General features: G+C 62.5%; 24 protein-coding genes. 13 read left to right on the top strand and 11 right to left on the bottom strand.

The features are described 5' to 3' along the window. Window positions 1-72 precede the first annotated feature (72 nt). Window positions 73-708: an SAM-dependent methyltransferase gene (locus C2862_RS08395; RefSeq protein WP_136219674.1), complete on the top strand. Its 636-nt coding sequence runs from the start codon at window positions 73-75 to the stop codon at window positions 706-708. A 234-nt stretch (window positions 709-942) separates the two neighbouring features. Here C2862_RS08395 and C2862_RS08390 read toward each other — a convergent pair whose 3' ends face one another. From C2862_RS08390 to hrpA, 3 genes are all read right to left on the bottom strand, one after another. Further along, window positions 943-1371, bottom strand: a complete 429-nt coding sequence (locus tag C2862_RS08390) for a hypothetical protein (protein WP_136219673.1) — start codon at window positions 1369-1371, stop codon at window positions 943-945. 66 nt (window positions 1372-1437) lie between these two features. Next, window positions 1438-1959, bottom strand: coding sequence for a PaaI family thioesterase (locus C2862_RS08385; RefSeq protein ID WP_136219909.1), 522 nt, complete (start codon window positions 1957-1959; stop codon window positions 1438-1440). A gap of 65 nt (window positions 1960-2024) precedes the next feature. Next, window positions 2025-6263 carry an ATP-dependent RNA helicase HrpA gene (gene hrpA, locus C2862_RS08380; protein WP_373888249.1) on the bottom strand — a complete coding sequence of 1413 codons (4239 nt, stop codon included), beginning with the start codon at window positions 6261-6263 and terminating at the stop codon, window positions 2025-2027. A gap of 54 nt (window positions 6264-6317) precedes the next feature. Here hrpA and argA point away from each other — a divergent pair, with 54 nt between their 5' ends. Both argA and C2862_RS08370 read left to right on the top strand, forming a co-directional pair. After that, the gene (argA, locus tag C2862_RS08375) at window positions 6318-7631 is read left to right on the top strand and encodes an amino-acid N-acetyltransferase (RefSeq protein ID WP_136219672.1); all 1314 of its coding nucleotides are present in this window, start codon (window positions 6318-6320) and stop codon (window positions 7629-7631) included. A gap of 35 nt (window positions 7632-7666) precedes the next feature. Beyond that, complete coding sequence (locus C2862_RS08370; protein WP_136219671.1) at window positions 7667-7939, top strand: oxidative damage protection protein; 273 nt, start codon at window positions 7667-7669, stop codon at window positions 7937-7939. 135 nt (window positions 7940-8074) lie between these two features. On the opposite strand, the gene C2862_RS08365 is transcribed toward C2862_RS08370, so the two are convergent. Next, window positions 8075-8629 (bottom strand): DUF488 family protein, encoded by a 555-nt coding sequence (locus C2862_RS08365; RefSeq protein WP_229467351.1) that lies wholly within the window; start codon window positions 8627-8629, stop codon window positions 8075-8077. Between the two features lie 141 nt (window positions 8630-8770). Here C2862_RS08365 and C2862_RS08360 point away from each other — a divergent pair, with 141 nt between their 5' ends. Further along, window positions 8771-9586 (top strand): DUF817 domain-containing protein, encoded by an 816-nt coding sequence (locus tag C2862_RS08360; protein WP_373888250.1) that lies wholly within the window; start codon window positions 8771-8773, stop codon window positions 9584-9586. A 66-nt stretch (window positions 9587-9652) separates the two neighbouring features. Here the strand turns inward: C2862_RS08360 and C2862_RS08355 are convergent, their stop codons facing one another. Beyond that, the gene (locus C2862_RS08355) at window positions 9653-10060 is read right to left on the bottom strand and encodes a hypothetical protein (protein ID WP_229467350.1); all 408 of its coding nucleotides are present in this window, start codon (window positions 10058-10060) and stop codon (window positions 9653-9655) included. Window positions 10061-10155: 95 nt separating this feature from the next. Between C2862_RS08355 and arfB the strand changes: the two genes are divergently transcribed. Further along, window positions 10156-10593: an alternative ribosome rescue aminoacyl-tRNA hydrolase ArfB gene (gene arfB, locus C2862_RS08350; protein ID WP_136219669.1), complete on the top strand. Its 438-nt coding sequence runs from the start codon at window positions 10156-10158 to the stop codon at window positions 10591-10593. Here arfB and udk read toward each other — a convergent pair whose 3' ends face one another. Both udk and C2862_RS08340 read right to left on the bottom strand, forming a co-directional pair. Continuing rightward, complete coding sequence (gene udk / locus C2862_RS08345; protein ID WP_136219668.1) at window positions 10594-11235, bottom strand: uridine kinase; 642 nt, start codon at window positions 11233-11235, stop codon at window positions 10594-10596. A gap of 121 nt (window positions 11236-11356) precedes the next feature. Then, window positions 11357-11710 carry an efflux RND transporter permease subunit gene (locus C2862_RS08340; RefSeq protein ID WP_136219667.1) on the bottom strand — a complete coding sequence of 118 codons (354 nt, stop codon included), beginning with the start codon at window positions 11708-11710 and terminating at the stop codon, window positions 11357-11359. 191 nt (window positions 11711-11901) lie between these two features. On the opposite strand from C2862_RS08340, the gene C2862_RS08335 reads away from it, so the two are divergent. Further along, entirely contained in the window at window positions 11902-13071 is a 1170-nt protein-coding gene (locus C2862_RS08335; protein ID WP_136219666.1) for a DUF2325 domain-containing protein, read from the top strand. A gap of 21 nt (window positions 13072-13092) precedes the next feature. Here C2862_RS08335 and C2862_RS08330 read toward each other — a convergent pair whose 3' ends face one another. Together C2862_RS08330 and rpiA are read right to left on the bottom strand one after the other, a co-directional pair. Beyond that, entirely contained in the window at window positions 13093-13419 is a 327-nt protein-coding gene (locus C2862_RS08330; protein ID WP_136219665.1) for a hypothetical protein, read from the bottom strand. 16 nt (window positions 13420-13435) lie between these two features. Beyond that, entirely contained in the window at window positions 13436-14113 is a 678-nt protein-coding gene (gene rpiA, locus C2862_RS08325) for a ribose-5-phosphate isomerase RpiA (protein ID WP_136219664.1), read from the bottom strand. 200 nt (window positions 14114-14313) lie between these two features. Between rpiA and C2862_RS08320 the strand changes: the two genes are divergently transcribed. The 4 genes from C2862_RS08320 to C2862_RS08305 are packed head-to-tail and all read left to right on the top strand — an operon-like array spanning window position 14314 to window position 17963. Next, a complete protein-coding gene (locus tag C2862_RS08320) occupies window positions 14314-15522 on the top strand; it encodes an efflux RND transporter periplasmic adaptor subunit (protein ID WP_136219663.1) in 1209 nt (402 codons plus the stop codon). After that, window positions 15522-16271 (top strand): ABC transporter ATP-binding protein, encoded by a 750-nt coding sequence (locus C2862_RS08315; protein WP_136219662.1) that lies wholly within the window; start codon window positions 15522-15524, stop codon window positions 16269-16271. The genes C2862_RS08320 and C2862_RS08315 overlap by 1 nt, the downstream gene beginning before the upstream one ends. Then, window positions 16268-17491: an ABC transporter permease gene (locus C2862_RS08310; RefSeq protein ID WP_229467349.1), complete on the top strand. Its 1224-nt coding sequence runs from the start codon at window positions 16268-16270 to the stop codon at window positions 17489-17491. Before C2862_RS08315 ends, C2862_RS08310 begins: the two co-directional genes overlap by 4 nt. Next, window positions 17484-17963: an AAC(3)-I family aminoglycoside N-acetyltransferase gene (locus tag C2862_RS08305; protein WP_136219661.1), complete on the top strand. Its 480-nt coding sequence runs from the start codon at window positions 17484-17486 to the stop codon at window positions 17961-17963. The genes C2862_RS08310 and C2862_RS08305 overlap by 8 nt, the downstream gene beginning before the upstream one ends. On the opposite strand, the gene C2862_RS08300 is transcribed toward C2862_RS08305, so the two are convergent. Beyond that, the gene (locus C2862_RS08300) at window positions 17960-18394 is read right to left on the bottom strand and encodes a hypothetical protein (RefSeq protein WP_136219660.1); all 435 of its coding nucleotides are present in this window, start codon (window positions 18392-18394) and stop codon (window positions 17960-17962) included. The two genes, C2862_RS08305 and C2862_RS08300, sit on opposite strands and share 4 nt — an antisense overlap. 213 nt (window positions 18395-18607) lie before the next feature. After that, complete coding sequence (locus tag C2862_RS08295) at window positions 18608-18934, bottom strand: hypothetical protein (protein ID WP_210735928.1); 327 nt, start codon at window positions 18932-18934, stop codon at window positions 18608-18610. Window positions 18935-18957: 23 nt separating this feature from the next. On the opposite strand from C2862_RS08295, the gene C2862_RS08290 reads away from it, so the two are divergent. The 3 genes from C2862_RS08290 to C2862_RS08280 all read left to right on the top strand — a co-directional run bounded on the left by C2862_RS08290 (window position 18958) and on the right by C2862_RS08280 (window position 22719). Continuing rightward, window positions 18958-20655, top strand: a complete 1698-nt coding sequence (locus C2862_RS08290; RefSeq protein WP_136219659.1) for a recombinase family protein — start codon at window positions 18958-18960, stop codon at window positions 20653-20655. Between the two features lie 584 nt (window positions 20656-21239). Continuing rightward, window positions 21240-21968 carry a hypothetical protein gene (locus tag C2862_RS08285; protein ID WP_136219658.1) on the top strand — a complete coding sequence of 243 codons (729 nt, stop codon included), beginning with the start codon at window positions 21240-21242 and terminating at the stop codon, window positions 21966-21968. 277 nt (window positions 21969-22245) lie between these two features. Then, window positions 22246-22719 (top strand): PIN domain-containing protein, encoded by a 474-nt coding sequence (locus tag C2862_RS08280; RefSeq protein WP_136219657.1) that lies wholly within the window; start codon window positions 22246-22248, stop codon window positions 22717-22719. The last annotated feature ends 89 nt before the right edge of the window (window positions 22720-22808 follow it).

The following is a 22808-nucleotide window of genomic DNA, read 5'->3' as shown; positions in this document are numbered from 1 at the left end:
AGGAGGAACATGCGGCGACGGAGGCAGGTGCGGCTTGCTGTATCATCCCGCACCTGTTAACGAAAGCCGCACATGCTCATCATCACCATCAAACAGGGTAAGGAAAAAGGCCTGCTGGCCGGCGACCCGTGGATTTATCTCTCCGCCATCGAGAAGGTCGACGGCAAGCCGCAAGAGCGCAACAAGCCCGGCGCGACGGCGATCGTGCAGTCCTCATCGCGCCGCTTCCTGGCGCGCGCCGCCTACAACGCCAAGTCGCAGATCGCCGCCCGCGTCTGGACCCTGCGCGAAGACGAGCCGGTCGACCACGCGATGATGAAGCGGCGCGTACAGGCCGCCGTCGAGCGTCGTCTCGATGCCTGGCGCGCGGCCGATCCGCAGGCGCTGGTGCTGCTGGTCGATGGCGACAAGGACGGCTTGCCGGGGCTGCTGGTGCACGGCTATGGCGGCGTCGAAGGCTACCTGATCTGCCAGTTCAATGCCGGTGGTGTCGATTTGTGGAAGGTGCCGGTGGTGCAGGCGCTGCTCAAGGCGACCGGCTGCCCGAACGTGTATGAACGCTGCGACCCGCTGCTGCGCAAGGGCGAAGGCTTGCCCGTCGCGTCGCGCGTGCTGGCGGGCGAGGAGCCGCCGCAGAAGTTGATGGTGCGCGAGGGTGGGCGGCTGGTGCCGATGGATATTCGGACTGGTTTTACTTATCCGCGCTGATAGCGCAGTGCGTCGTGCCCGCCTTACGTACGGCTATCGTCGAGGATGTGTCTAGTCTCACACTTGGTTCTCTGGCTCTGAACCCATCGGATAGAAGGTAAAGCCGTTGCCAGGAACAACAACGCCGTTAAACGTATCGATTTGAATAATCTCGCTCGACGTGTTGAGAAAACCGAATCACGAGAGAGCCGGACTACCTCACTTCAGTAAGCCTCCAAGGCAGACGAAACGAGGTTAAGGAAGCCTTTTCAAAGTGAAATAGCCCAACTTTCGACCTGCAGCGATGCTCACCGCGTCGTAGTCTCCGTGGATAGTTGAGTCATCGGATTTCCCAGAGAGTAGCAAGTAGCCGTCACACACTGCAGTTCGGCCGAGAGTGAGTTCACCATTCTCTAGTTGATAAGCTATTGGCTCAGTCAACGGAAAAAACTTCTCATCGAAAGTGGTTTTCGCCTCGACCAGCACACGCTTCCATGTGCCGCCCATGCACGATTCGGCAATTGGTTCTTCAACAAATCGGACCGTCGCCTCAACTTTAACTTCGTGCTTCAAGTCCGCCACGTACAGCTGCCAGCGCGTATCTACCCCTTGCGCCTGTCCCGCTGCAGTCAGAGCGGACAGAAGAACGGAAACGATGAATTTGTCTGAAGAAGTCGTTGGCATATGACGTGATGTGGAATGTTCCGTTCTTGGCAGATCTCGGCCGGTCAGTGTACGGGTCAGGCATTCTCAACCAAAAACCAGGCAAGTCGTCGTCGCATGCGCATACAGCTTCCCATCCGGCCCGACGATCCGTCCCTCCGCGGTCGCCACCTGCTTCCCCGCATGGATCACCTTGCCCTCGGCGCGGACAAATGGCACGTCCTTGTTCAGGGCGCGCACCATGTTCACCTTGAGTTCCAGCGTCGTATAGCCCCTGCCCGCAGGGAGCGTCGTGTGCACGGCGCAGCCCACGGCCGAATCGAGCAGCGTGGCGAACCAGCCGCCGTGCACGGTGCCGAGGGGGTTATAGTGGCGGAGCTGGGGACGGCCCTGGAAGATGGCGACGCCGGGTTCCATGTGGATCGGCACGAAGTCGAGTGTCTCGCCGATGGGCGGCGGTGGCAACTCTCCGGCGAAGATGGCCTTGAACATCTCCATGCCCGACAGCGACCGGACCTGCTCCGTTGACGCGACGCCGGGCGCCATCAAGCGCGCGCGCACGCTTTGTTCTTCCTGCTCCCAGCTGGCAATGACTTCGTCGAGGTCCATCGATGACTCCCTTTTCATTGTTATTGAACAGGGATAGCGTACAGGATGCGTGGCCATCCTGCTCGTCAGCGAATCATCGACTCCCACACCTTCTGCAGGCGCTTGGCCGACACCGGCATCGGCGTGCGCAGCTCCTGCGCGAACAGCGAGACGCGCAGCTCTTCCAGCATCCAGCGGAACTCCGTCATGCGCGGGTCGTTCTGCTTGCCCGGCTGCTTCGAGATACGCTGCCACTGGCTGGCGGCGTTCTGCCACTCGGCCATCAATTGCGCATCGCGCGACGGGTTACCGCGCAGCTTTTCCAGGCGCACGTTCATCGCCTTCAGGTAGCGCGGGAAGTGGGCCAGCTGGCTGTACTCGTTGTCGGCGATGAAGCGCTTGTGCACCAGGCCTTCCAGTTGCGCCTGCATGTCGGCGGCAACGGCCGGCGGCAGCCCTTTCAGGCGCTTCGGCATGCCGTGGAACTCGGACAGGATCGAACCGACCAGGCGCGCGATCTCGTTGATCAGCAGGCCGATACGGCCCTTGCCCTCGTCCTTGCGCTTGTTGAAGGATGCGGCGTCGGTCGGCAGCGGATCCTGCAGGCAGGCGATGTCGATCGCCTTCTGGATGATCTGGTCGCGCAGCTCTTCCTGCGAGCCGACCGACATGAACTGCATGCCCATGCCCTGCAGGCCGGGGATGTTCTTCTCGGCGAATTTCAATTGATCCTTCAACTGCAGCGCGAACAGGCGGCGCAGGCCGACGCGGTGGGTACGCGCGGCGACATTCGGGTCATCGAAGACTTCGAGGTCGCAATGCGTGCCTTTGTCGACCAGGGCCGGGAAGCCGATCAGGGTCAGTTTACCCTGCGTGATTTCGAGCAGTTCCGGCAGCTCGCCGAAGGTCCAGCTGGTCAATCCCGTGTGCTGGCTCACCGCAGGCGCCGCGGCCGGCGCAGGAGCGGCAGCGCCCTTCCCCTTGCCTTGCTGCGCAGGTGGAGTCACAGGCGCCGTCACCGGCGCCTTGCCCTTGCCGCCGCCCCAGGCCGCGGGCGTGGCCACGTGCGCGCGCACCGCGCCTACTGCCGCCGGCGTCGCTTCCGCCATCTTCTGGAAGCTCTCGCGCGCCTGCCTGCCCAGTTCCGCCTGCAGGCTGGCCAGGTTGCGGCCCATCTCGAGCTGGCGGCCGTTCTCGTCGATCACCTTGAAGTTCATGAACAGGTGGGTCGGCAGGGTCTCCAGCTTGAAGTCGCCGGTCAGCACGTTCACGCCCGTCTCCGCGCGCACGTCCGCGATCAGCACGTCGATCAAATCGCCGCGCCCGAATGCATTGGCCGCATGGATGCGCTCCACGAAGCGTGCCGCGTAGTCCGGCAGCGGCACGCAGTGGCGGCGCAGTTTTTGCGGCAGCGACTTGAGCATCAGGTGCACTTTCTCCTTCAGCATGCCCGGCACCAGCCAGGCCGCGCGCTCGTGGGGGATCTGGTTCAGCGCGAACAGCGGCACGGCCAGGGTGACGCCGTCGCGCGGGCTGCCCGGCTCGAAGTGGTACGACAGCCCCATCTCGATGCCGGTGACGTTCATCGTTTTCGGGAACAGCTCCGTCGTGACGCCCGCCGCCTCGTGGCGCATCAGCTCTTCGCGGTTCAGGAACAGGAGCTTCGGGTTGTCGCGCGCCGCATCCTTGTACCACTTCTCGAAGCCGGCGCCGTTCACCACGTCCTTCGGGATCTCGGCATCGTAGAAGGCCGCGATCAGCTGGTCGTCGACCAGCACGTCCTGGCGCCGCGACTTGTGTTCGAGGTTCTCGATCTCCTTGATCAGCTTGTGGTTGTGTGCATAGAAGGGCTGGCGCGTTTCGTAGTCGCCCGCCACCAGCGCGTCGCGGATGAATATCTCACGCGCTTCATAAGGGTTATGCAGCGCATGATTAATCCGGCGGCCGCTGTAGACGACGATGCCGTACAGGGTCGCGCGCTCCAGCGAGGACACCTGCGCCGGTTTCTTTTCCCAGCGCGGCTCGCCCCAGGATTTTTTCAGCAGGTGCGCACCGATCTTCTCCACCCACTCGGGCTGGATTTGCGCGATGCAGCGCGCGTACAGGCGCGTGGTCTCGACCAGTTCGGCCGCCATGATCCAGCGCCCCGGCTTCTTGGTCAGCGAGGAGCCCGGCCAGATGTGGAATTTGATGCCGCGCGTGCCGAGATAGGCGCCGCCCGGCTCGTCCTCGGCCTTGAAGCCGATGTTCCCGAGAAGACCCGTCAGCAGCGCCAGGTGCAGCTGCTCGTAGGTGGCGCTGGACTCGTTCAGGCGCCAGCCCTGCTCGCGCACGATGGTGAGCAGTTGCGAATGCACGTCGCGCCACTCGCGCAGGCGCACCTGCGACAGGAAGTTGGCGCGGCAGTTTTCCTGCAACAGGCGATTGGATTTCTTGTGTTCGATCGCGTCCTCGAACCAATTCCAGATCTTGATAAAGCTGAGGAACTCGGACTTCTCGTCGGCGAACTTTTTATGTTTTTCGTCGGCCTGCTGCTGGAACTCCATCGGCCGGTCGCGCGGGTCCTGCACCGACAGGGCAGACGCGATAATCAGCATCTCGCTCAGGCAGTGGTTGTCGAGCGCGGCCAGGATCATGCGGCCCACGCGCGGGTCGAGCGGCAGTCTCGCCAGCTTGCGGCCCAGCGGCGTCAGCTCGTTGGTCTCGTCCACTGCCCCCACTTCCTGCAGCAGCTGGTAGCCGTCGGCGATCGCGCGGCCCTGCGGCGGTTCGATGAAGGGGAAGGTCTCGACGTCGGTCAGGTGCAGCGACTTCATGCGCAGGATGACGGCCGCCAGCGAGGAACGCAGGATCTCCGGGTCGGTGAACTTCGGACGCTGGTTGAAATCCTCTTCCTCGTACAAACGGATGCAGACGCCATCGGCCACGCGGCCGCAACGGCCGGCGCGCTGGTTCGCTGCCGACTGCGCGATCGGCTCGATCTGCAGCTGTTCGACCTTGTTGCGGAAGCTGTAGCGTTTTACGCGCGCCAGGCCCGCATCGACCACGTAGCGGATGCCGGGCACGGTCAGCGAAGTCTCGGCCACGTTGGTGGCCAGCACGATGCGCCGCGCGTTGGTCGTGCGGAAGACGCGGTCCTGCTCTTCGACCGACAGGCGCGCGAACAGCGGCAGGATCTCGACGTGCGGCGGATGGTGCTTGCGCAGCGCTTCGGCGCAGTCGCGAATCTCGCGTTCACCCGGCAGGAACACCAGCACGTCCCCCTGCCCCAGGCGGCACAACTCGTCGACGCCGTCGACCACGGCATCCATCAGGTCGCGTTTTTCGCGCGCCTGCTGCGCCTTCGGGGCCGGCTTGTTATCGACGCCGCCGCCCACGACCACAGGATCGCGATCGACCGGACGATAGCGGATCTCGACCTTGTACAGGCGGCCGGACACCTCGATCACCGGCGCCGGCTTGCCGTCCTTCGCCGCGAAATGGCGCGCGAAGCGTTCGGCGTCGATCGTCGCCGAGGTGATGATCACCTTCAGGTCCGGACGGCGCGGCAGCAGCTGCTTCAGGTAGCCGAGCAGGAAGTCGATGTTCAGGCTGCGTTCGTGGGCCTCGTCGATGATGATCGTGTCGTAGGCTTTCAGAAGCGGGTCGGTCTGGGTTTCGGCCAGCAGGATACCGTCGGTCATCAGCTTGATCGAGGCGCCCGGCTGCAGCGTGTCGTTGAAGCGCACCTTGAAGCCGACGTGTTCGCCCAGCGGCGTGCCGATCTCCTGCGCGATGCGTTTCGCGGTCGAGGAGGCGGCGATACGGCGCGGCTGGGTGTGGCCGATCAGGCCCTTCTCGCCGCGGCCCAGCTGCAGGCAGATCTTCGGCAGCTGCGTGGTTTTACCGGAACCGGTTTCGCCCGAGACGATGATGACCTGGTTCTCGACCAGGGCCTTGGCGATTTCCTCGCGCCGGCTAGAAACCGGCAAGTCTTCGGGATAGGTTATCGGCGGCAGCGGCGTCTGTACGCGCGGCGCGCGCGGTGCCTGCGGCGCCTTGGCGTTATCGCGCGGTGCGCGCTCGCCCGGGGCGCGCTCGCCTTGCGGCTTGCGCTCGCCCCGCGCTTGCGGCGCGCGTTCCCCTTGCGGCCGCGGCGCGCGCTGCGCCTGTCCACGCCCTTCGCCCGCATGCCGGCGCTCGCCCTTGGTCTCCAGGCGGCCCTCTGGCGTCTGCGTCATCGGCGCACGTAACTCGCTGCGCGGCTCGCGCTGCGGCTTGTTATTACTGGCTGGGACTGCTGCGCGCGCCGCTTCCGGCGAAGGCTTGTTACTCTGTTCAGACATTGTTTTTACGAGGTATTTGGTGCGCAAGTCGCGCAGCGAATTATAATGCGGCAAATGGAAAACCCTACCCAATTCGTCCAGTGGCTGCGCTCTGTCGCGCCGTATATTCATGCCTTTGGCGGCAAGACCTTTGTCGTCGCTTTTCCCGGCGAACTGGTCGCCGCCGGCGCCCTGCCGGTGCTGGCGCAAGACCTGTCCCTGCTGGTCGCACTCGGCATCCGCATCGTGCTGGTGCACGGCTCGCGGCCGCAGGTGGCCGAGCAGCTCGCGCTGCGCAATGTCGAGGGACGCTTCCACAACGGCGTACGCATCACCGACACCGCGGCCATGGAATGCGCCAAGGAAGCGGCGGGCGAACTGCGCCTCGATATCGAAGCGGCCTTCAGCCAGGGTTTGCCGAACACGCCGATGTCGCACGCGCAGATCAGCATCGTCTCGGGTAACTTCGTGGTCGCCCGTCCGCTGGGCGTGATCGACGGCGTCGATTTCGAACTCACGGGCGTGACGCGCAAGATCTCGGCCGAGAAGATCGCCCCGATCCTGCAGTTCGAGGACAACCTGGTGCTGCTCTCGCCGCTGGGCTTCTCGCCGACCGGCGAAGTCTTCAACCTGACCATGGAAGACGTGGCCGCCTCCGCCGCGATCGCCCTGCATGCCGATAAGCTTATCTACATCACGGAAACGCCGATGATGTCGGATGCCGCCGGCACCGAGATTCGCGAATTGTCTTCGCACCAGGCCGAAGCCGTGCTGCAGGCGAACTTCCTGCCGCCCGACGCGGCCTTCTACCTGCGCCACGCGATCAAGGCCTGCAACAGCGGCGTCGACCGCGCCCACATCGTGCCCTTCGAGATGGACGGATCGGCCCTGCTCGAGCTGTTCACCCACGACGGCGTCGGCACCATGATCAGCCACGAGAACCTGGAAAGCCTGAGACAAGCCACAATTGAGGACGTCGGCGGAATTATCAAGCTGATCGAACCATTGGAAGCCGACGGCACCCTGGTCTACCGCGGCCGCGAACTGATCGAACGCGAGATCGAGCAGTTCTCCGTCATCGAGCACGACGGCGTGATCTTCGGCTGCGCGGCCCTGTACCCCTTCCCGGAAGAGAAAATGGGCGAGATGGCCTGCCTCACCGTGAATCCGGACGTGCAGGCCCAGGGCGACGGCGAACGCATCCTCAAGCACATGGAAAACCGCGCGCGCGCGGCGGGCCTGACGAAACTGTTCGTGCTGACCACGCGTACCGCGCACTGGTTCAAGAAGCGCGGCTTCCAGCCCGCGACCGTGGACGACCTGCCGAAGGACCGCCAGCACATGTATAACTGGCAGCGCAAGTCACAGATCTTCATCAAGAACTTATAATTGCGCTTTACCTTACACCGAATCAGGAGCATTACATGGCCCGCACCGTCCACTGCGTTAAATTGAACAAGGAAGCCGAAGGGCTGGACTTTCCGCCGGTCCCTGGCGAAATGGGCAAGAAACTGTACCTGTCCGTCTCGAAAGAAGCTTGGCAGGGCTGGCTCAAGCACCAGACCATGCTGATCAACGAGAACCGCCTGAACCTGGCCGACGACCGCGCACGCAAGTACCTGGCGACCCAGATGGAAAAGCATTTCTTCGGCGAAGGCGCCGACCAGGCCGTCGGTTACGTGCCGCCAACCGCCTGATTTTTACGCAAGCCGCTCCCCCATCCGTAGGGTGGACGGGTCTCCCGTCCACGCGTCCCACAACCCTCGGATCATTCGCGGCATATCACCAGCCGGTTGAACGCGTGGACGGGGAACCCGTCCACCCTACCGTCATCACCCGAAATCCAGTCCGATCTGCTCGCCCCCTTCGGGCGGATAGGTAATCCGCGTCCCCTCCACCTTGGCGAACGGCGTCAGTGTGGCCGGTTTCCTCTTGCCCGGATTGATGATGTGCTCGACCGGTATGCCGCGCACCAGCAGCGCGTCGGCCACCAGCGAGCGGTGGCAGCGCCAGGGCACCGATTCGGCGCACATCAGCACGCAGCGCGTGTTACTTGCCAGGTCGATCACCGCATCCACGTTCTTCGCGAAGTCCGGCGTCTGCATGTAGTCGGCATAGCCGCGGAAGGAGGTATTGCGCCAGCCGCTGTTGACCGAGTCGGGCTTGGGCCGGCGCAGGCCGCCCAGGCCGGGCATTTGCCGGTACTCGATGCCGGCCTCCTTCAGCGACAACGGCAGCTGGTCCTGGCCGAACTGCGGATTGTGGCGCGACTTCGGCACGGTGCGGATGTCGAGCAGCACCACCACCTCGTTCTGGCGCAGCAGGTCGATGAATTCCTCGATCGGCCGGTTCGAGTGGCCGATAGTGCAAACGATGTCCGTGTTCACGATACAACTCCCGATGACGAAATCCGATTGTCGCGCCGCTGAGATTTGGCTGGCGCCGCGGAGCCCGTCGTACAATCGACGGACCGCCATCCGGCCTCAAAGAAAAAGATGAACATGCTCGCCGCATTCGACAACCTGCTGATGGACGACCGCCCGCGCGATTTGAAAAGCCTGCGCCGCGGCCTGGTCGAGTTCCTCTATTTCGGCTTCAAGAACGCGCGCTCCTGCCTGTTCGTCTTCACCTTCATGGCTACCGTGCTGGTCATGCCGCGCGCCGGCCTGTTCGGCATCCCGCGCTACGACCTGCTGCTGATCGTCGCGCTGGGAATCCAGTTCTGGATGGTGTACGCGAAGCTCGAGACCTGGGACGAACTGAAGGCCGTCTGCCTGTTCCACATGGTCGGGTTCGCGCTGGAGGCATTCAAGGTGTCGGGCAGCATCCAGTCCTGGAGCTATCCGGATTTTGCGTACACCAAGATCTTCGGCGTACCGCTGTTCGCCGGCTTCATGTACGCCTCGGTCGGCAGCTACATCGTGCAGGCCTGGCGCATGTTCGACCTGCGCATCCGCCACCACCCGCCCTACTGGATGGCGGCGACGATCGCGATCCTGATCTACGCGAACTTCTTCACCCACCACTACATCGGCGACTACCGCTGGTACCTGGCGGCCTGCGCGCTGGGCCTGTATTCGCGTACCACCGTCATCTACCGCCCGCTCGACCGCGACCGCCAGATGCCGCTGATGCTGGGCTTCATCCTGATCGGCTTCTTCATCTGGCTGGCAGAAAACATCAGCACCTTCTGGGGCATCTGGCGCTATCCGAACCAGCTGGGCGCCTGGTCCGCCGTCCACATCAGCAAGTGGAGTTCGTGGTCGCTGCTGGTGATCATGACCTTCACGATTGTCGCCAGCCTCAAGCACATCAAGAGCAAGATTCACATCGCGCAGGATTGAGCAGACGCGACAAAGCCCGCGCAACCCTTGGCGGGTGCACGGGCTTCTTCAAATGCCGGGCTAGACTTACTTCGAGGCGTCCTGCATCTTTTCGCCGGCACGCTCCACTGCCTTGCCGGCCGAGTTGGTAGCATTCGCGGCGCCTTCCTTCACGTCCTGCGCAGCTTCACGCGATTCCTGGCGGATCTCGGCGCCGGCTTCCTTCATGTTGGCAGCGGCGCGGTCGGTTGCGGCGTCGACGTTGGCGGCAGCGCGATCGGTGGCGTTCTCGATACGGTCGCCTGCACGCTCGGCAGCGGCGCCGGCAGCGGCAGTTGCTTCACGGGTTTCCTGGGCGGCGTTGGCGGCGGTATTGTCGATGGCCTTGCCGGCTTCCTGGGCTGGACCGGTCGATGGATCGTTGTCGGCTTTCTTGCAACCGGTAGCGGCGATGGCAACAGCAAACATCAGGGCGGAAATGGCAGTCTTGTTCATGGTGAGCTCCTTATCAAATTGTTATGGTCAGATTACACGTTTCCACGGACAAGGGCCGCACGTTACAGTTGTTACATTTGCATCATTTTGTTAGCATGCATGCCAGTCATGCGTTTCAGATAAACGGAAGCACCGTGGTTTCTACCCTCCTCCCCTCCGAAGTCGAGTTCATCGCCATCCGCGCCCAGGGCCCGGGCGGCCAGAACGTCAACAAGGTCTCGTGTGCCGTGCACGCGCGCTTCGACGTCAGGGCGTCCTCGTTGCCGGACTACGTCAAGGAACGCCTGCTCGAGATGCGCGACACCCGCATCACGCGCGAAGGCGTGCTGGTACTGAAAGCCCAGCAGTCGCGCAGCCTGGAACAGAACAAGGAAGACGCCCTGCAGCGCCTGCAGGCGCTGATCGACGCCGCGGCCGTGGTGCCGACGGTGCGCCGGCCGACCAAGCCGACGCGCAGCTCGCAGCGGCGCCGGCTGGATGAAAAAACGCGCAGCGGCCAGATCAAGGCGCTGCGCGGCAGGGTCAGCGAATAATCAGGACCGCTTGAGCTGGCCGATGACGCTTGCCACCTTGGTGGTGATCACGTCGACCGCCGGGCCATTCGCGCCGTGCGGCAGGATGACGTCGGCGTGGCGTTTGGTCGGCTCGATGAACTGCTTGTGCATCGGGCGCACCGTTTCCAGGTACTGGTTGACGATGCTCTCCGTCGTGCGGCCACGCTCGGCAATATCGCGCTGCATGCGGCGGATGAAACGGACGTCCGCGGCGGTGTCGACAAAGATCTTCAGCGACATCATCTTGCGCAAATCTGCGTCATACAGGGCAAACAGGCCTTCGATCACGATGACCGGGGCCGGCTTGACGGGAATGGTTTTGTCGGAGCGGTTGTCGATCGTGAAGTCGTACTCCGGCATCTGGATCGTTTCGCCGTTGCGCAGGGCCTGGACATGCTGCACCAGCAAGGGCCAGTCGAACGCATCGGGATGGTCGTAATTCTGCTTGCGGCGCACTTCCGGGGTGAGGTCGGACTGGTCGCGGTAGTAATCGTCCTGCATCACGACCGACACCATCTCGGCGCCGAAGGAAGCCAGCACCTGCTGGGTCACCGTTGACTTGCCACTGCCGCTACCGCCGGCGACACCAATGACAAACGGGGGGGAAGAAATCTGATTCATCCCCGTATGATACCGGAGCGGCGGCGGACTGGCATAGGCTGCTTGATCGAGCGAGACGCATTCGGTAAGCTGTCGCGCCTGCCTGACCGGCCATGAGGATTGATCTTTAGGCCAAGCAATCTTATAAGCGTGGCGATGCGAGACGCACCGTGCGGGACGTCGCCACCACCTCGGCTGCCAACTCCTCGACCCGCCTGCTCACTGTCTCGCGATCCTGCTCGGAAGCGCCTCCCTCGAACTGGACCTCGAGATCGACGTAACCGTCACTTGCTGTCGAAGTCACTCTCGATACCCGCGGAAGCGCAATACAAGTGCGTTCAAGCGGATCGAGTACCGACTTTTCCAGATGCTCCGCCAATTGCTCATTTACCACGTAGTGAACCGCTACAACAGCGGGTGTCGGTTGATCCGCATATGCACTGCCACTACCCGTTAGCATTGCTGCAGCCAAGGCGGAAGTTCCTTTGAATTTCATCGAGCACCTCATATACGTTGGTCGAAAGGTCGGCTCCTGGTCTTTTTGCAGACCTTGATAGCCCAGTGTACGAGCTTCATTACTTTTCGAGCAAGTCAGATGTCTCGTCCGCCATAAATTCCGCTTGCGTCCTCCCTCATCCGCGTTAGAATATAAATGAGAATCATTCGCATTTAAGCCAAAGGAAAGCCATGTGCGATAAACACACGCGTTTCACTTCCGCCGAGGACGGCCTGCACCCGCAGGGCTCGCGCCGCCGCCGTTTATGGGAGCTGTCCCATACCTGCCACTGCCCGCTGATCGGCGTTGGCCTGTCGATGCAGGGACTGCGCAAGCTGACCGAGAAGGTGGTCGGCGCCCTGCCCGAGCATGACGACTACGAGCTGCACGTTGGCGTCGTTAACGAATGCATGACGCGCAAACCCCTGTCGGAAGCCCTGCAGAAGGAACTCGACCGGCGCTATGCGGCCGAGGTGGCGCGCTTTCACAAGGCGCGCAGCACGGCCGCGCTGAAAGCCTTGTGGGACGAGGCCGTCGCTGCGGGCAACGTCGCCGGCGCCTTCTGGGCAGGTCTCACCCATGCCCGCTGCACCGGCGCCCTGGAAGAGCAGATGACGCGCGACATCCACATGGTGCAGCACCAGGCCGGCGCCTGCGCCCGGGTCGATATGGAGAAGTACAAGGCCCTGCTGCTCGATAACGCCCGCCTGCAGCGCGAGCTGGCCGGCACGCGGGAGCGCTGCAATGCGCTCGTCCGGGACAAGGCGAACGCGGCACGCGAACACGAGACGGCGCTGATGGGACTGCGCGCGCTGGTGATCGGCAAGGAGACCGACGCCGAGGCGGCGCGCGCCGAACTGGCGGCGTTGCGCGCCTCGATTCCGGAACTGGAAACGCGCAAGCGGCTCGCCAATCGATTGGCAAGGATGGAAGCGCGCGAAGAAGCGTTGCGAGCGCAACTGGCCGCGCTGAGGGAAGAGCCGGCGCCTCAAGTAGAGGCAGAAGCGGAAGTGCTGCCGGAACCGGCCGCCCTGCCCTCACAGCCTGTCCACCTGGCGGAACGCAGCATCCTGTGCGTCGGCGGCCGCAGCGGCAACGTGCCGATCTACCGCAGCATCGTCGAGCGCGTCGGCGCCCGCTTTGCGCACCACGATGGCGGCCTGGAAGACAGCAGCGGCATGCTCGACGCCAGCCTGGCCGCGGCGGACCTCGTGATCTGCCAGACCGGCTGCATCAGCCACGGCGCCTACTGGCGCGTCAAGGACCACTGCAAGCGTACCGGAAAACGCTGCGTGTTCGTCGACAATCCGAGCGTGTCGACGTTGGCGCGCACATTGCAAGAAGTAGAAACGGCGCCGTGAAAGGCGCCGTTCGGGAATAACTCACATCTTGCGACATTGGCGCAGCTCGCAGCGCGCCATGAACACCTTGCCGTCGCTGCACTGCAGGCGGTAGACCTCGACCGGCCCCGGCTCGGTGATCAGTCCCGCGCCCTGTCCGACGCAGGCATGCTGGCGCGCCAGCTGCTCGACTGTCACCGACGAGACGCCGATGCGATACGGCACGCGCTCGATCGGCACGCCGTTCGCGTCGACCAGCCCCGCGGCCGGAGCCGGCTTGGGCGCCACCGGCGCGGCCGGTGCCTGCGCACGGAACATCGAACAGCCGCCCAGAAGGCTTGCCACCACCAGTGCCAGCAGTGCTTTCATTGCGTCTCCGCCAGGATCAGAAGCTCAGGGTCTTGACGCCGTCCGCCGTGCCCAGCAGGCAGACGTTGGCGCCGCTCAGCGCGAACAGGCCGACCGCGATCACGCCCACGATGCCGTTGATCTCCGTCTCCAGCGCTTTCGGATCGGCGATCTGCAGGCCGGCGACGTCGATGATCTCGCCGCCGTTGTCGGTGATGAAGGCATCATCGCTGCCTGCCTTGGTGCGCAGGCGCGGCTGGCCGCCGAGGGCAGCCAGGCGGCGCATCACGGCGGCGCGCGCCATCGGAATCACCTCCACCGGCAGCGGGAACTTGCCCAGCGTGTTCACCAGCTTCGAACCGTCGGCGATGCAGACAAAACGCTTCGACACCGAAGCGACGATCTTCTCGCGCGTGAGTGCCGCGCCGCCGCCCTTGATCATCGCGCCCTGCCCGGTGATCTCGTCGGCGCCGTCGATGTAGACGGCGATCGATTCGACTTCGTTCAGGTCGAACACCGGAATGCCGTGGCCGCGCAGGCGCGCCGCGGTGGCTTCGGACGACGCGACGGTGCCCTTGATGCGGTCCTTGATCTTCGCCAGTTCGTCGATGAAGAAGTTGGCGGTCGAGCCGGTGCCCACGCCGATGATTTCGCCGTCGACCACGTAATCGATGGCGGCGCGTGCCACGGCTTGCTTGAGTTCGTCCTGAGTCATGATGTCTGCAATGGTAAGAAGGAATGGCGACATTTTAACGGATCGCCGGCGCCCTTCGTCGCCAAGCATCCACGCAACACATGCATATTCGATTTAGCCGTGTGCATATCCATTTTGTATTGCCGAACGCTGCGAATTCCCTGACACTGAATTGATTGCAATTTGGCATCTCATTTGCCATCTCTCCAGACAGGGACACGATGAAAATCTTCACCAAGAAGCGGGTACTCGCGGCCGGCGTCCTGCTCGTGGCGGGCGCGGCCGCCTTTGCCTACGCCAAGCGCAGCAGCGAGGACAAGACGCCGCCGCTGAAGTACCGCGCCAGCGCCGTCGATACCGGCAGCATCACGCATACGGTCACGGCGACCGGCACCATCAATCCGGTGGCGCTGGTGAACGTCGGCTCGCAGGTGTCGGGCACCGTCGTCGAGCTGAACGCCGACTTCAACGACCGCGTCAAAAAGGGGCAGGTGCTGCTCAAGCTCGACCCGACCATCTTCAACGCCCAGGTCGGCCAGGCGCGCGCCAGCGTGTCCTCGGCCCAGGCCTCGCTGCGCCTGGCCCAGGCCAGCTTCGAGCGCAACAAGCAGCTGGTGGCGCAGAACTTCGTCTCCAGCCTGGCGCTCGACCAGTCGCGCCGCGAGCTCGACGTCGCCCAGGCCAACCGCCAGCTGGCGCAGGCCCAGCTCGAACGCGCGCTGGCGGACCTGAACAACAGCGTGATCCGCAGCCCGATCGACGGCGTCATCATCAAGCGTACGATCGACCTCGGGCAGACGGTGGCGGCCTCGTTCAACACGCCGAATCTGTTCCAGATCGCCAAGGACCTGACCAAGATGCAGATCGATACCAGCGTCTCGGAAGCCGACGTCGGCGCGCTGAAGGACGGCCTGCCGGCACGCTTCGTGGTCGACGCCTACCCGAGCCGCGAGTTTAACGCCACCATGCGCCAGTTCCGCCTGGCGCCGAACGTGGTGCAGAACGTCGTCACCTACAACGTCGTGCTCGACGTCGACAACCAGGAAGAGCTGCTGAAGCCCGGCATGACGGCCCAGGTGCGGCTGGTGGTCGACAACCGGCCGAAGGCCCTGCGCATCCCGACCGCGGCGCTGCGCTTCCGCCTGTCGGAAGAAGAGCAGGAAAAGGAACGCAAGGAGCTGGCGGCGAAGGCGGCCAAGGAACCGGCCAAGGCCACGCTGCCGCCGCTCGAGGACGACCTGGCCTTCCGCACCGCGAACGAGACCGCGCGCATGTTCAAGGTCTATAAACTCGACGCGAAGAACGAGGCGCATCCGGTCGACATCCGCATCGGCCTGTCGAACTTCCGGTATACCGAAGTGGTGAGCGGCGACCTGAAAGCGGGTGAGCGCGTCGTGACGCGCTCGATCAAGCCGGCCGAGGACATGTGATGACGGCAGCCTTGATCGACATCCAGGCTGTCACGAAGAGCTACGTCTCCGGCAGCGTCGAGACGCCGGTGCTGTTCGGCGTCGACCTGCGCGTCGAGCGCGGCGACTTCATCGCGGTGATGGGCCAGTCGGGTTCGGGCAAGTCGACGCTGATGAACATCCTCGGCTGCCTCGACCAGGCCAGCGGCGGAGAATACCGCCTCGACGGCGCCGACACCCGTTCCCTGTCTCGTCCCCAACTGGCCGAGATCCGCAACCGCACGATCGGCTTCGTGTTCCAGAGCTTTAATCTCATCAAGCGCATGAGCGTGATCGAGAACGTCGCCCTGCCGCTGATCTATGCGGGCGTGCCGCGCGCACGGGCGCTGGCGAAGGCGAAACAGGAACTGGAACGCGTCGGCCTCGGAGAACTCGGTAAGCGCACGCCGAACCAGCTCTCGGGCGGCCAGCAGCAGCGCGTCGCCATCGCGCGCGCACTGGTGGGCGACCCGCCGCTGATCCTGGCCGACGAGCCGACCGGGAATCTCGACACGCACACCAGCGACGACATCATGCGCGGCCTGCAGACACTGAACCGCGAGCGCGGCATCACCATCGTGCTGGTCACGCACGAACCCGACATCGCCGCCTGGAGCCACAGGCTGGTACGCCTGAAGGATGGACGCGTGCTGTACGACGGCCCGTCCGCCGAGGGGCTGCGCCAGCTCGCGGCCAGCCACGAACAGCTGCTGTCCGGGAGCCCGGCATGAAGCTCTACCAGGTGATGGTGGAAGCCTTCCGCTCAATGGCGGCGAACCGCCTGCGCACCGCGCTGACCATGCTCGGCATCGTGATCGGCATCGCCTCGGTGGTGCTGATGCTGGCGCTGGGCACCACCATGCAGCGCTTCATCAAGAAGGAGATGGAGATGCTCGGTACGAACATGGTCTACATCATGCCGGGCGGCGACCGCATCGCCGAGCAGCGCAGCCGCAGCGGCGCGGCGCCTTCGCTGACGGTGGCCGACGCCGACGCCCTGGACCGCCTGCCGACCCTGGCCGGCGCCGCGCCGGCGCTGCAGGGCAGCTTCAAGCTTGCGGCCGGCAACGAGACCTCGACCAGCATCGTGCACGGCGTGACGCCGGCCATGTTCAGGATCCGCAACTGGAAGGTCGAGCAAGGCAGCATGTTCACCGACGACGACGTGCGCGCGGCGTCGCGCATGGTAGTCGTCGGCCAGAAGGTAGCCGACCAGTTCTTCTACCGCCAGGACCCGCTGGGGCGCTACCTGCGCATCGAGAACGTCGCGTTCCAAGTAGTAGGGGTATTGCAGGGCGAAGGCCGCCAGCTCGACGGCGGCGACCTGTCGGAGATGGTGCTGGTCCCGATCACGGCGGCGCGCGCCTACATGGTGCGCGGGCCCTTCCCCGACAACGTCCACTACATCGCCGCGCAGGGCAAGAGCGAGGGCGTGCTGGCCGACGCCGTGGAGGACATGAAGGAAACCCTGCGCGACCGCCACCGCATCAAGCTCGACGACCCGGACGACTTCCGCCTGCAGAACATGGCGACCTTCGCCGCCACCGCCGGCAAGATCACGACCGGCATCGCCGCCCTGCTGGGCGTGATCGGGGGGATCTCGCTGGTCGTCGGCGGCATCGGCATCATGAACATCATGCTGGTCTCGGTGACCGAGCGCACGCGCGAAATCGGCATCCGCATGGCCATCGGCGCCAAGCCGCGCGACATCCTGCTGCAGTTCCTGGTCGAGGCGGTGGTGATCTGCCTGGCGGGCGCCGCGGTCGGGATCGCGATCGCGGCGGGCGGGGCGATGGCGATCTCGGCGGCGGCCGATTTCGACGTCAGGGTCGGCCTGAACGCGGTGATCGTGGCGTGTGCGTTTGCCAGTGCGGTCGGGGTATTCTTCGGCTTTTATCCGGCGCGCAGGGCGTCGCGCTTGTTGCCGGTGGATTGCCTGAGACATGAATAGAACTGCGCACACGGTTCGCCGGCTCGGCCCTCTTGACGCCGCTTTCATGGACGCGGTACTGGACTTCTTCGCCGAGGCCTTCGGCGATCCGGCCTCGTATATGAGCAAGCGTCCCGGCGCGGACTACCTGCGTTCGCTGCTTGGCGGCGACAGCTTCATCGCGCTGGCGGCGCTGGAAGGCGACAAGGTCACGGGCGCCCTGTGCGCCTACGAACTGCGCAAGTTCGAGCAGGAGCGCAGCGAGATCTACATCTACGATCTCGCAGTCGCCGCGACGCATCGGCGGCAGGGAATCGCCACCGCACTGATCGGGTCACTGCAGGACATCGCCGCCGCGCGCGGCGCCTGGGTCATCTTCGTGCAGGCCGATACCGCGCCCGAGGATGAAGCGGCGATTGCGCTCTACAGCAAACTCGGGGTGCGCGAGGAGGTGCTGCACTTCGACATTCCCGTCAACCGGACAAGCGGCTAGGGAGCACGGCAGGAAGCCGACACGCGCCTACGTTTGGCGTCCAGGCAAAACTGCGCCTGGTAGCGCAGTGGCGTGAGCGGATTCTTGCCCGGCCTGGCGTCGAACTGCACCAGATACATCTTGCCCTCCCCCAGGTCCAGCGCCGGCGTCTGCGGCAAGGCCGTCACCCGCCCCCCATAGGGAATGCACATGCTGAAGCTGACCGGAAAAGTCCGATCGGGCGGCATGGCCATGTGCCAGAGGACGCGTGTGCCTTCGCTGACGGTGATGGCCTGGAAGTCGGGCGTGCCGCTGCGCTTTTCTTCGCGCTCGGAAATCGTGAAGCAAGGCTGACCGTTCGCGTCCATGCGTACCTGTGCGTCGCCGATGCGGCGCGCGGCCTGCGCGGGGAGCAGCAGGCCAAGGAGGAGCAAGGTCGGAATCAACTTCATGATCGGTTCAGAATGCAGGAAGGACGGGCAGGAATAAGCCTAATTTGTTGCCGTGCAGCAGTATTGAGGAAAATCAAATTTGGGAGGGCAGGCGTCCAGATCCCAGGGGGCGGAACAACAGGGCTGCCAGTGTCGGGCAGCGTGGATGCAAGCGTTACGCGTGGGCGGCGGTGAGGCAGCGTGGATGCAAAGAGTAAGGTATAGCCGACCACCCTACCTCGCGCGGCGGCGCAGCGGCAGCATGGCGAGCCGGCGTGCGAAGCCGCGGTGTAGGTTCTGGCGGCTAGCGGGATTGGCCAGGAAATCTGCGAGCACCCGTTCGTAGAGCGCTAGTTGCCCTGCATACCGTCGCTGCCGCATCGCCTCGGGGCGCTGCAGGAATTTCAGCACGAAGTAATCCGCCAGCAGGTCGCCCTGCGCTTCCATGTTGTAGTCCGACAGCGTCGCGTCTTCATGCAGCTCGTAGTGGTAAGGCAGGCCGATGCGCACGGCGCCGCGCAGGCGCACCGGGTAGCCGAGCTGGTGCTGCCAGACGTGCACCGACCTCTGATAGACTGCACACCATGAACAAAGTTTATTCCTACATTCGATTCTCCGACCCGCGACAGGCCGAGGGCGACAGCTATAGACGGCAACTTGCAGACACGCTCGCCTACTGCCATAAGAACAATCTACAGCTTGTCAGCGACAGCGAGTACATGTTCTTCGATAAGGGCATCTCTGCCTACTCCGGCAAGCTCCGCGACGACAACACCGAGCTATCCCGGTTCCTGTCACTGGTGCAGGCCGGGGAGATTCGTCCCGGCTCGACTCTCATTGTCGAAAGCCTCGACCGGCTGAGCCGGGAGCACGTACGCCAAGCCCTGCCCCGGTTCATGGACTTGCTCAACGCTGGGATAACGATACATACCCTGCACGGTGACAAAACCTACCACGCCGACAACTACGACCAGTTCGACCTTTTCCAATCGATTATGGAAATGTCGCGCGCTCACTCCGAATCGGAAACGAAGTCACGCCGCATTACATCCCGTTGGCATGACAAGCAGGAGCAAGCCAAGGCAGGTATCCCACTGGGCAAGAGTAAGCCTGCATGGCTTGATCTGGTGTACGACGCCAACGGAAGCACCGAGCCGCCTACCCCGAAAGCTAAGCCCATAGGGTTCAAGGAGAACAAGGCCAAGGTTGCTATCGTAGATAAGATTTTCCGGCTTACCCGCGATGGCTACGGACGGAACGTGGTAGCCCGTATGCTGAACGAACAAGGCATCCCCGCTTTCCGCACGAAAGAAGGCTGGGGAGCCTCGACCATTCATCAAATCTTGAACAACGAAGCCGTTTTGGGCCTGTACCAGCCGCATACAACGACCGAAGAAGGAAAGCGAGTGCCACGCGGGGAGCCGTTCATGTTCTACCCGCCTATCATCGACCGGGACACATTTGAAGCCGCACGGGCCGCAGTAGCAGGCCGCAACGCTGGCAAGGCCCGTAAGCAGACGCCAGAGTTCCAGTTATGGCAGGGTATCGCCAAGTGCCAGCTATGCGGAAGCGCCATGCACACGTATGGCAACGGCAGGAAGCCTAAGGAAGGCGAGACTGCGCCACGTTGGATGCGCTGTTATCAGGCGAAGAAGGGAAAGTGCGAAGCCGGGAGCATTGGAGTGTGCAGCATGGAACCCACATTCAAGGAAATACTAGCCAAGCTGAACATCCTTGCACTGGTGCAGAGCAGCGCTAGCGCAATCAATGCAAAGCTGGAAGTGGTGACAGGCCAGCTAGTAGCCGAGCGTGCCAAGCTGGAGGACTTCAAGGCCGACTATGCCGCCCGACGATCCGACACTATCCGCGATCTGCTGTACGAAACAGAAGATCGTATTGCCGCACTGGTGGAACAAGAACAGCAGCACCTTGCCGACCTCGCCGCAGACCAGATTATCGACAAGGCTGACTTCTTCGCACGGCTGGACTTGAAATCATTCCCCGGCAGATCGCGGGCTAACAGCATCTTGAAACGGTTACAGGTGGAAGTGGGTATCGACTGCGAGCAGCGACGGTTTCATGTTCGCAAGGCTGGCGTGCCAGTGCTCGACCTCGTGCAGAAGGAAGCCGAAAAATTCCTGGCCTATCCCGGTAACAGCGAGATATCCGGCGTCATCCAGCGACAGGACGGTACGTGGACACCGATCCTTCCTCACGATGACGATGATGACGGAGAGGAACCTGAGTACGAGAGCGAGGGCCACGACAGCCGAGACTACTAAGCTTTCCCTGGCTACTCGTCCAATCCACCCGACGAGACAGCGCAAACGCGTTATAAGGAACCGCCACGCCACGGATCTGCGTTGCGCGTGGCAATGGCAGCCGTGACCGCAAAACGCCCTCAGCGCTTCTAACAGCCCCCTCGGGCAGGGTATGTTTGCTCTATCGTTGAGGGGTAGCGTCGCTCCTAGCGCTGCAAGTTCCACTGGACCTTTATCGAACATACAGAGCAACCGCCATTTGCTCAGCAAACCACACCTTTGGTCAACACTCTGCTCATCAGATACATAGCCGTTTATATGCGATGGCACGGTTGCGACGCGTTTCTCTATCAAAACCCTAAACGGGGGTCTAGCGCTTTGATCACAGTTTCAGTGGATCGTCAAGTATTTTTTTGACTTACCAACGAGAACGTGCGAAAATTCACTTCTCGTGGCAGAGATAGCACGGCAGCACAACGCCCTTACCTTCCTTCCACTGACCCGAACGAGCTCCTTAACTGGACGGTTCGGTTTTTTTACACCTTGAAAGCTTGCTATGTACAAGAAAACAACCGCCGTTCGCGGCATCAATCGAAAGGACACACATGACCCAAATTGCATCCCCCCTCCAACGCGGTAAGTACCCACCCTTCCTGCCCTACAACTTCTATGAAGCGCCACAGTACGCTTCGTTCAGGCCAGTTTCAGCGCCTCGGCCGACAGACGTTCCCTCCTCCCCAATCCTTCTCAGACAACTACGCACCGCTGAGCCTAGAGCCAAGGTCGACCTAGAACGCAAGACCCTTCGAACGTACATGTTCGATGAGAGCGGCAGGCTGCAAGATGCCAAGATCAATCTTGAGACTGGAGAAGTGGCACCACATGAATACAGGCGGGCCGCGCCAAAGCTCAAGGCCAGGCGTAACCCAGATGCGCCCGACCAAGAACCATTCTGGACGCAACCACTGCCTGAGATCGCAGCACCCGAACAGGCAGCAAAAGTTATTGCGACCGCCGATAAGTCTAGGAAGCGGTTCGACAACACAGCCAAGGTTCATCTTGAGAACTACGCACGTTTGGACGATGCCCGTGAGGTCTACCCCGGCCTTGACAACATCCTTACTGGCGCACTGGCACTTAGTATGGGCGGAAACACCCGACCGCTAAGAAGGAACGTGATGTTCATGATGCTACAGTCTCTTGAGGTTATCTCGCCAATGCGAGTGCGGGAGCTCATGGGGTTCAGCAAACCGCATTCAGAGAAGGTAGCGATGGTCCTGCGCGTGATCGTAACTGGATTCATGCGCGATCTCAGACAGCGTCGAGAGTGCTGACTTCCTAACCTCACCTATATAAGAGCCGTGCGGACGCGAGGCTCCTGTACCGGTCTGAGTTCTAAGCCTCACCTATATAACAGCCGTGCGTAAGCGAGGCAGTCATCTACCATTGCCGTGCACTTTAGGTTCAGTTCGGCCGGAAGGCAAGGGTACACTTCTGCAACTACAGGGTCCGAACAGCCGCATTCCATGCGCTATCGGCCGTGGCAAGAATCCAAACATAGATAGTGGTTATTCGTGTGCTAGACTGAGCATTCGACCCTATGGATTTCCTATGTCAATCACTTCACCGAAAGAAGCTAAAGAATCTTCTGCTGCGACGCTTGCAGAACTGAAGAAGCTGATTGAGAGCTATAAAATCAATGCTATTTCGGTAGACACTACCACTTTCGATGACAGTGGAAAAGATTACGACAAAGGTATCTTTAGCCAGCTACGGCAATTTAAGGTGCATCCCCAGCAGCTAATCATCTCCGAGGTGGTTCTTAAAGAGATCGACCGTCATTACCGCGAACGACTCACAAAGAGCAATACGCGCTTCTCCCTTGTTGGAAACGTCTGCTCACTTTTAGGTGCGACGACTGAATCAATTTCAATTATCGAGTCTGAGCTGAGCAAACTTCCGCCAATTGACAAAATATGCGAAGTCCGGTTGCAGGAATTCCTTTCTGAGTCAAACGCGACCGTACTAAAGCCGGACGACTACATTATGAATCGCCCCGGGTTTTGTAGAGGCTCCATTGTTTGAGAGAATGGAGCTATGAAAAAGCAACCCAAGTATTCCCCTGAAGTCATCGAGCGCGCCGTGCGCATGGTCAGCGAAGCCGGCAGCCAGTA

The organism is Massilia sp. Mn16-1_5 (genome assembly GCF_004798585.1).
Classification (GTDB): Bacteria; Pseudomonadota; Gammaproteobacteria; order Burkholderiales; family Burkholderiaceae_D; genus Telluria.
Note: the sequence above shows the minus strand (reverse complement) of the source record. Positions and strands in the feature narration are given on the sequence as shown.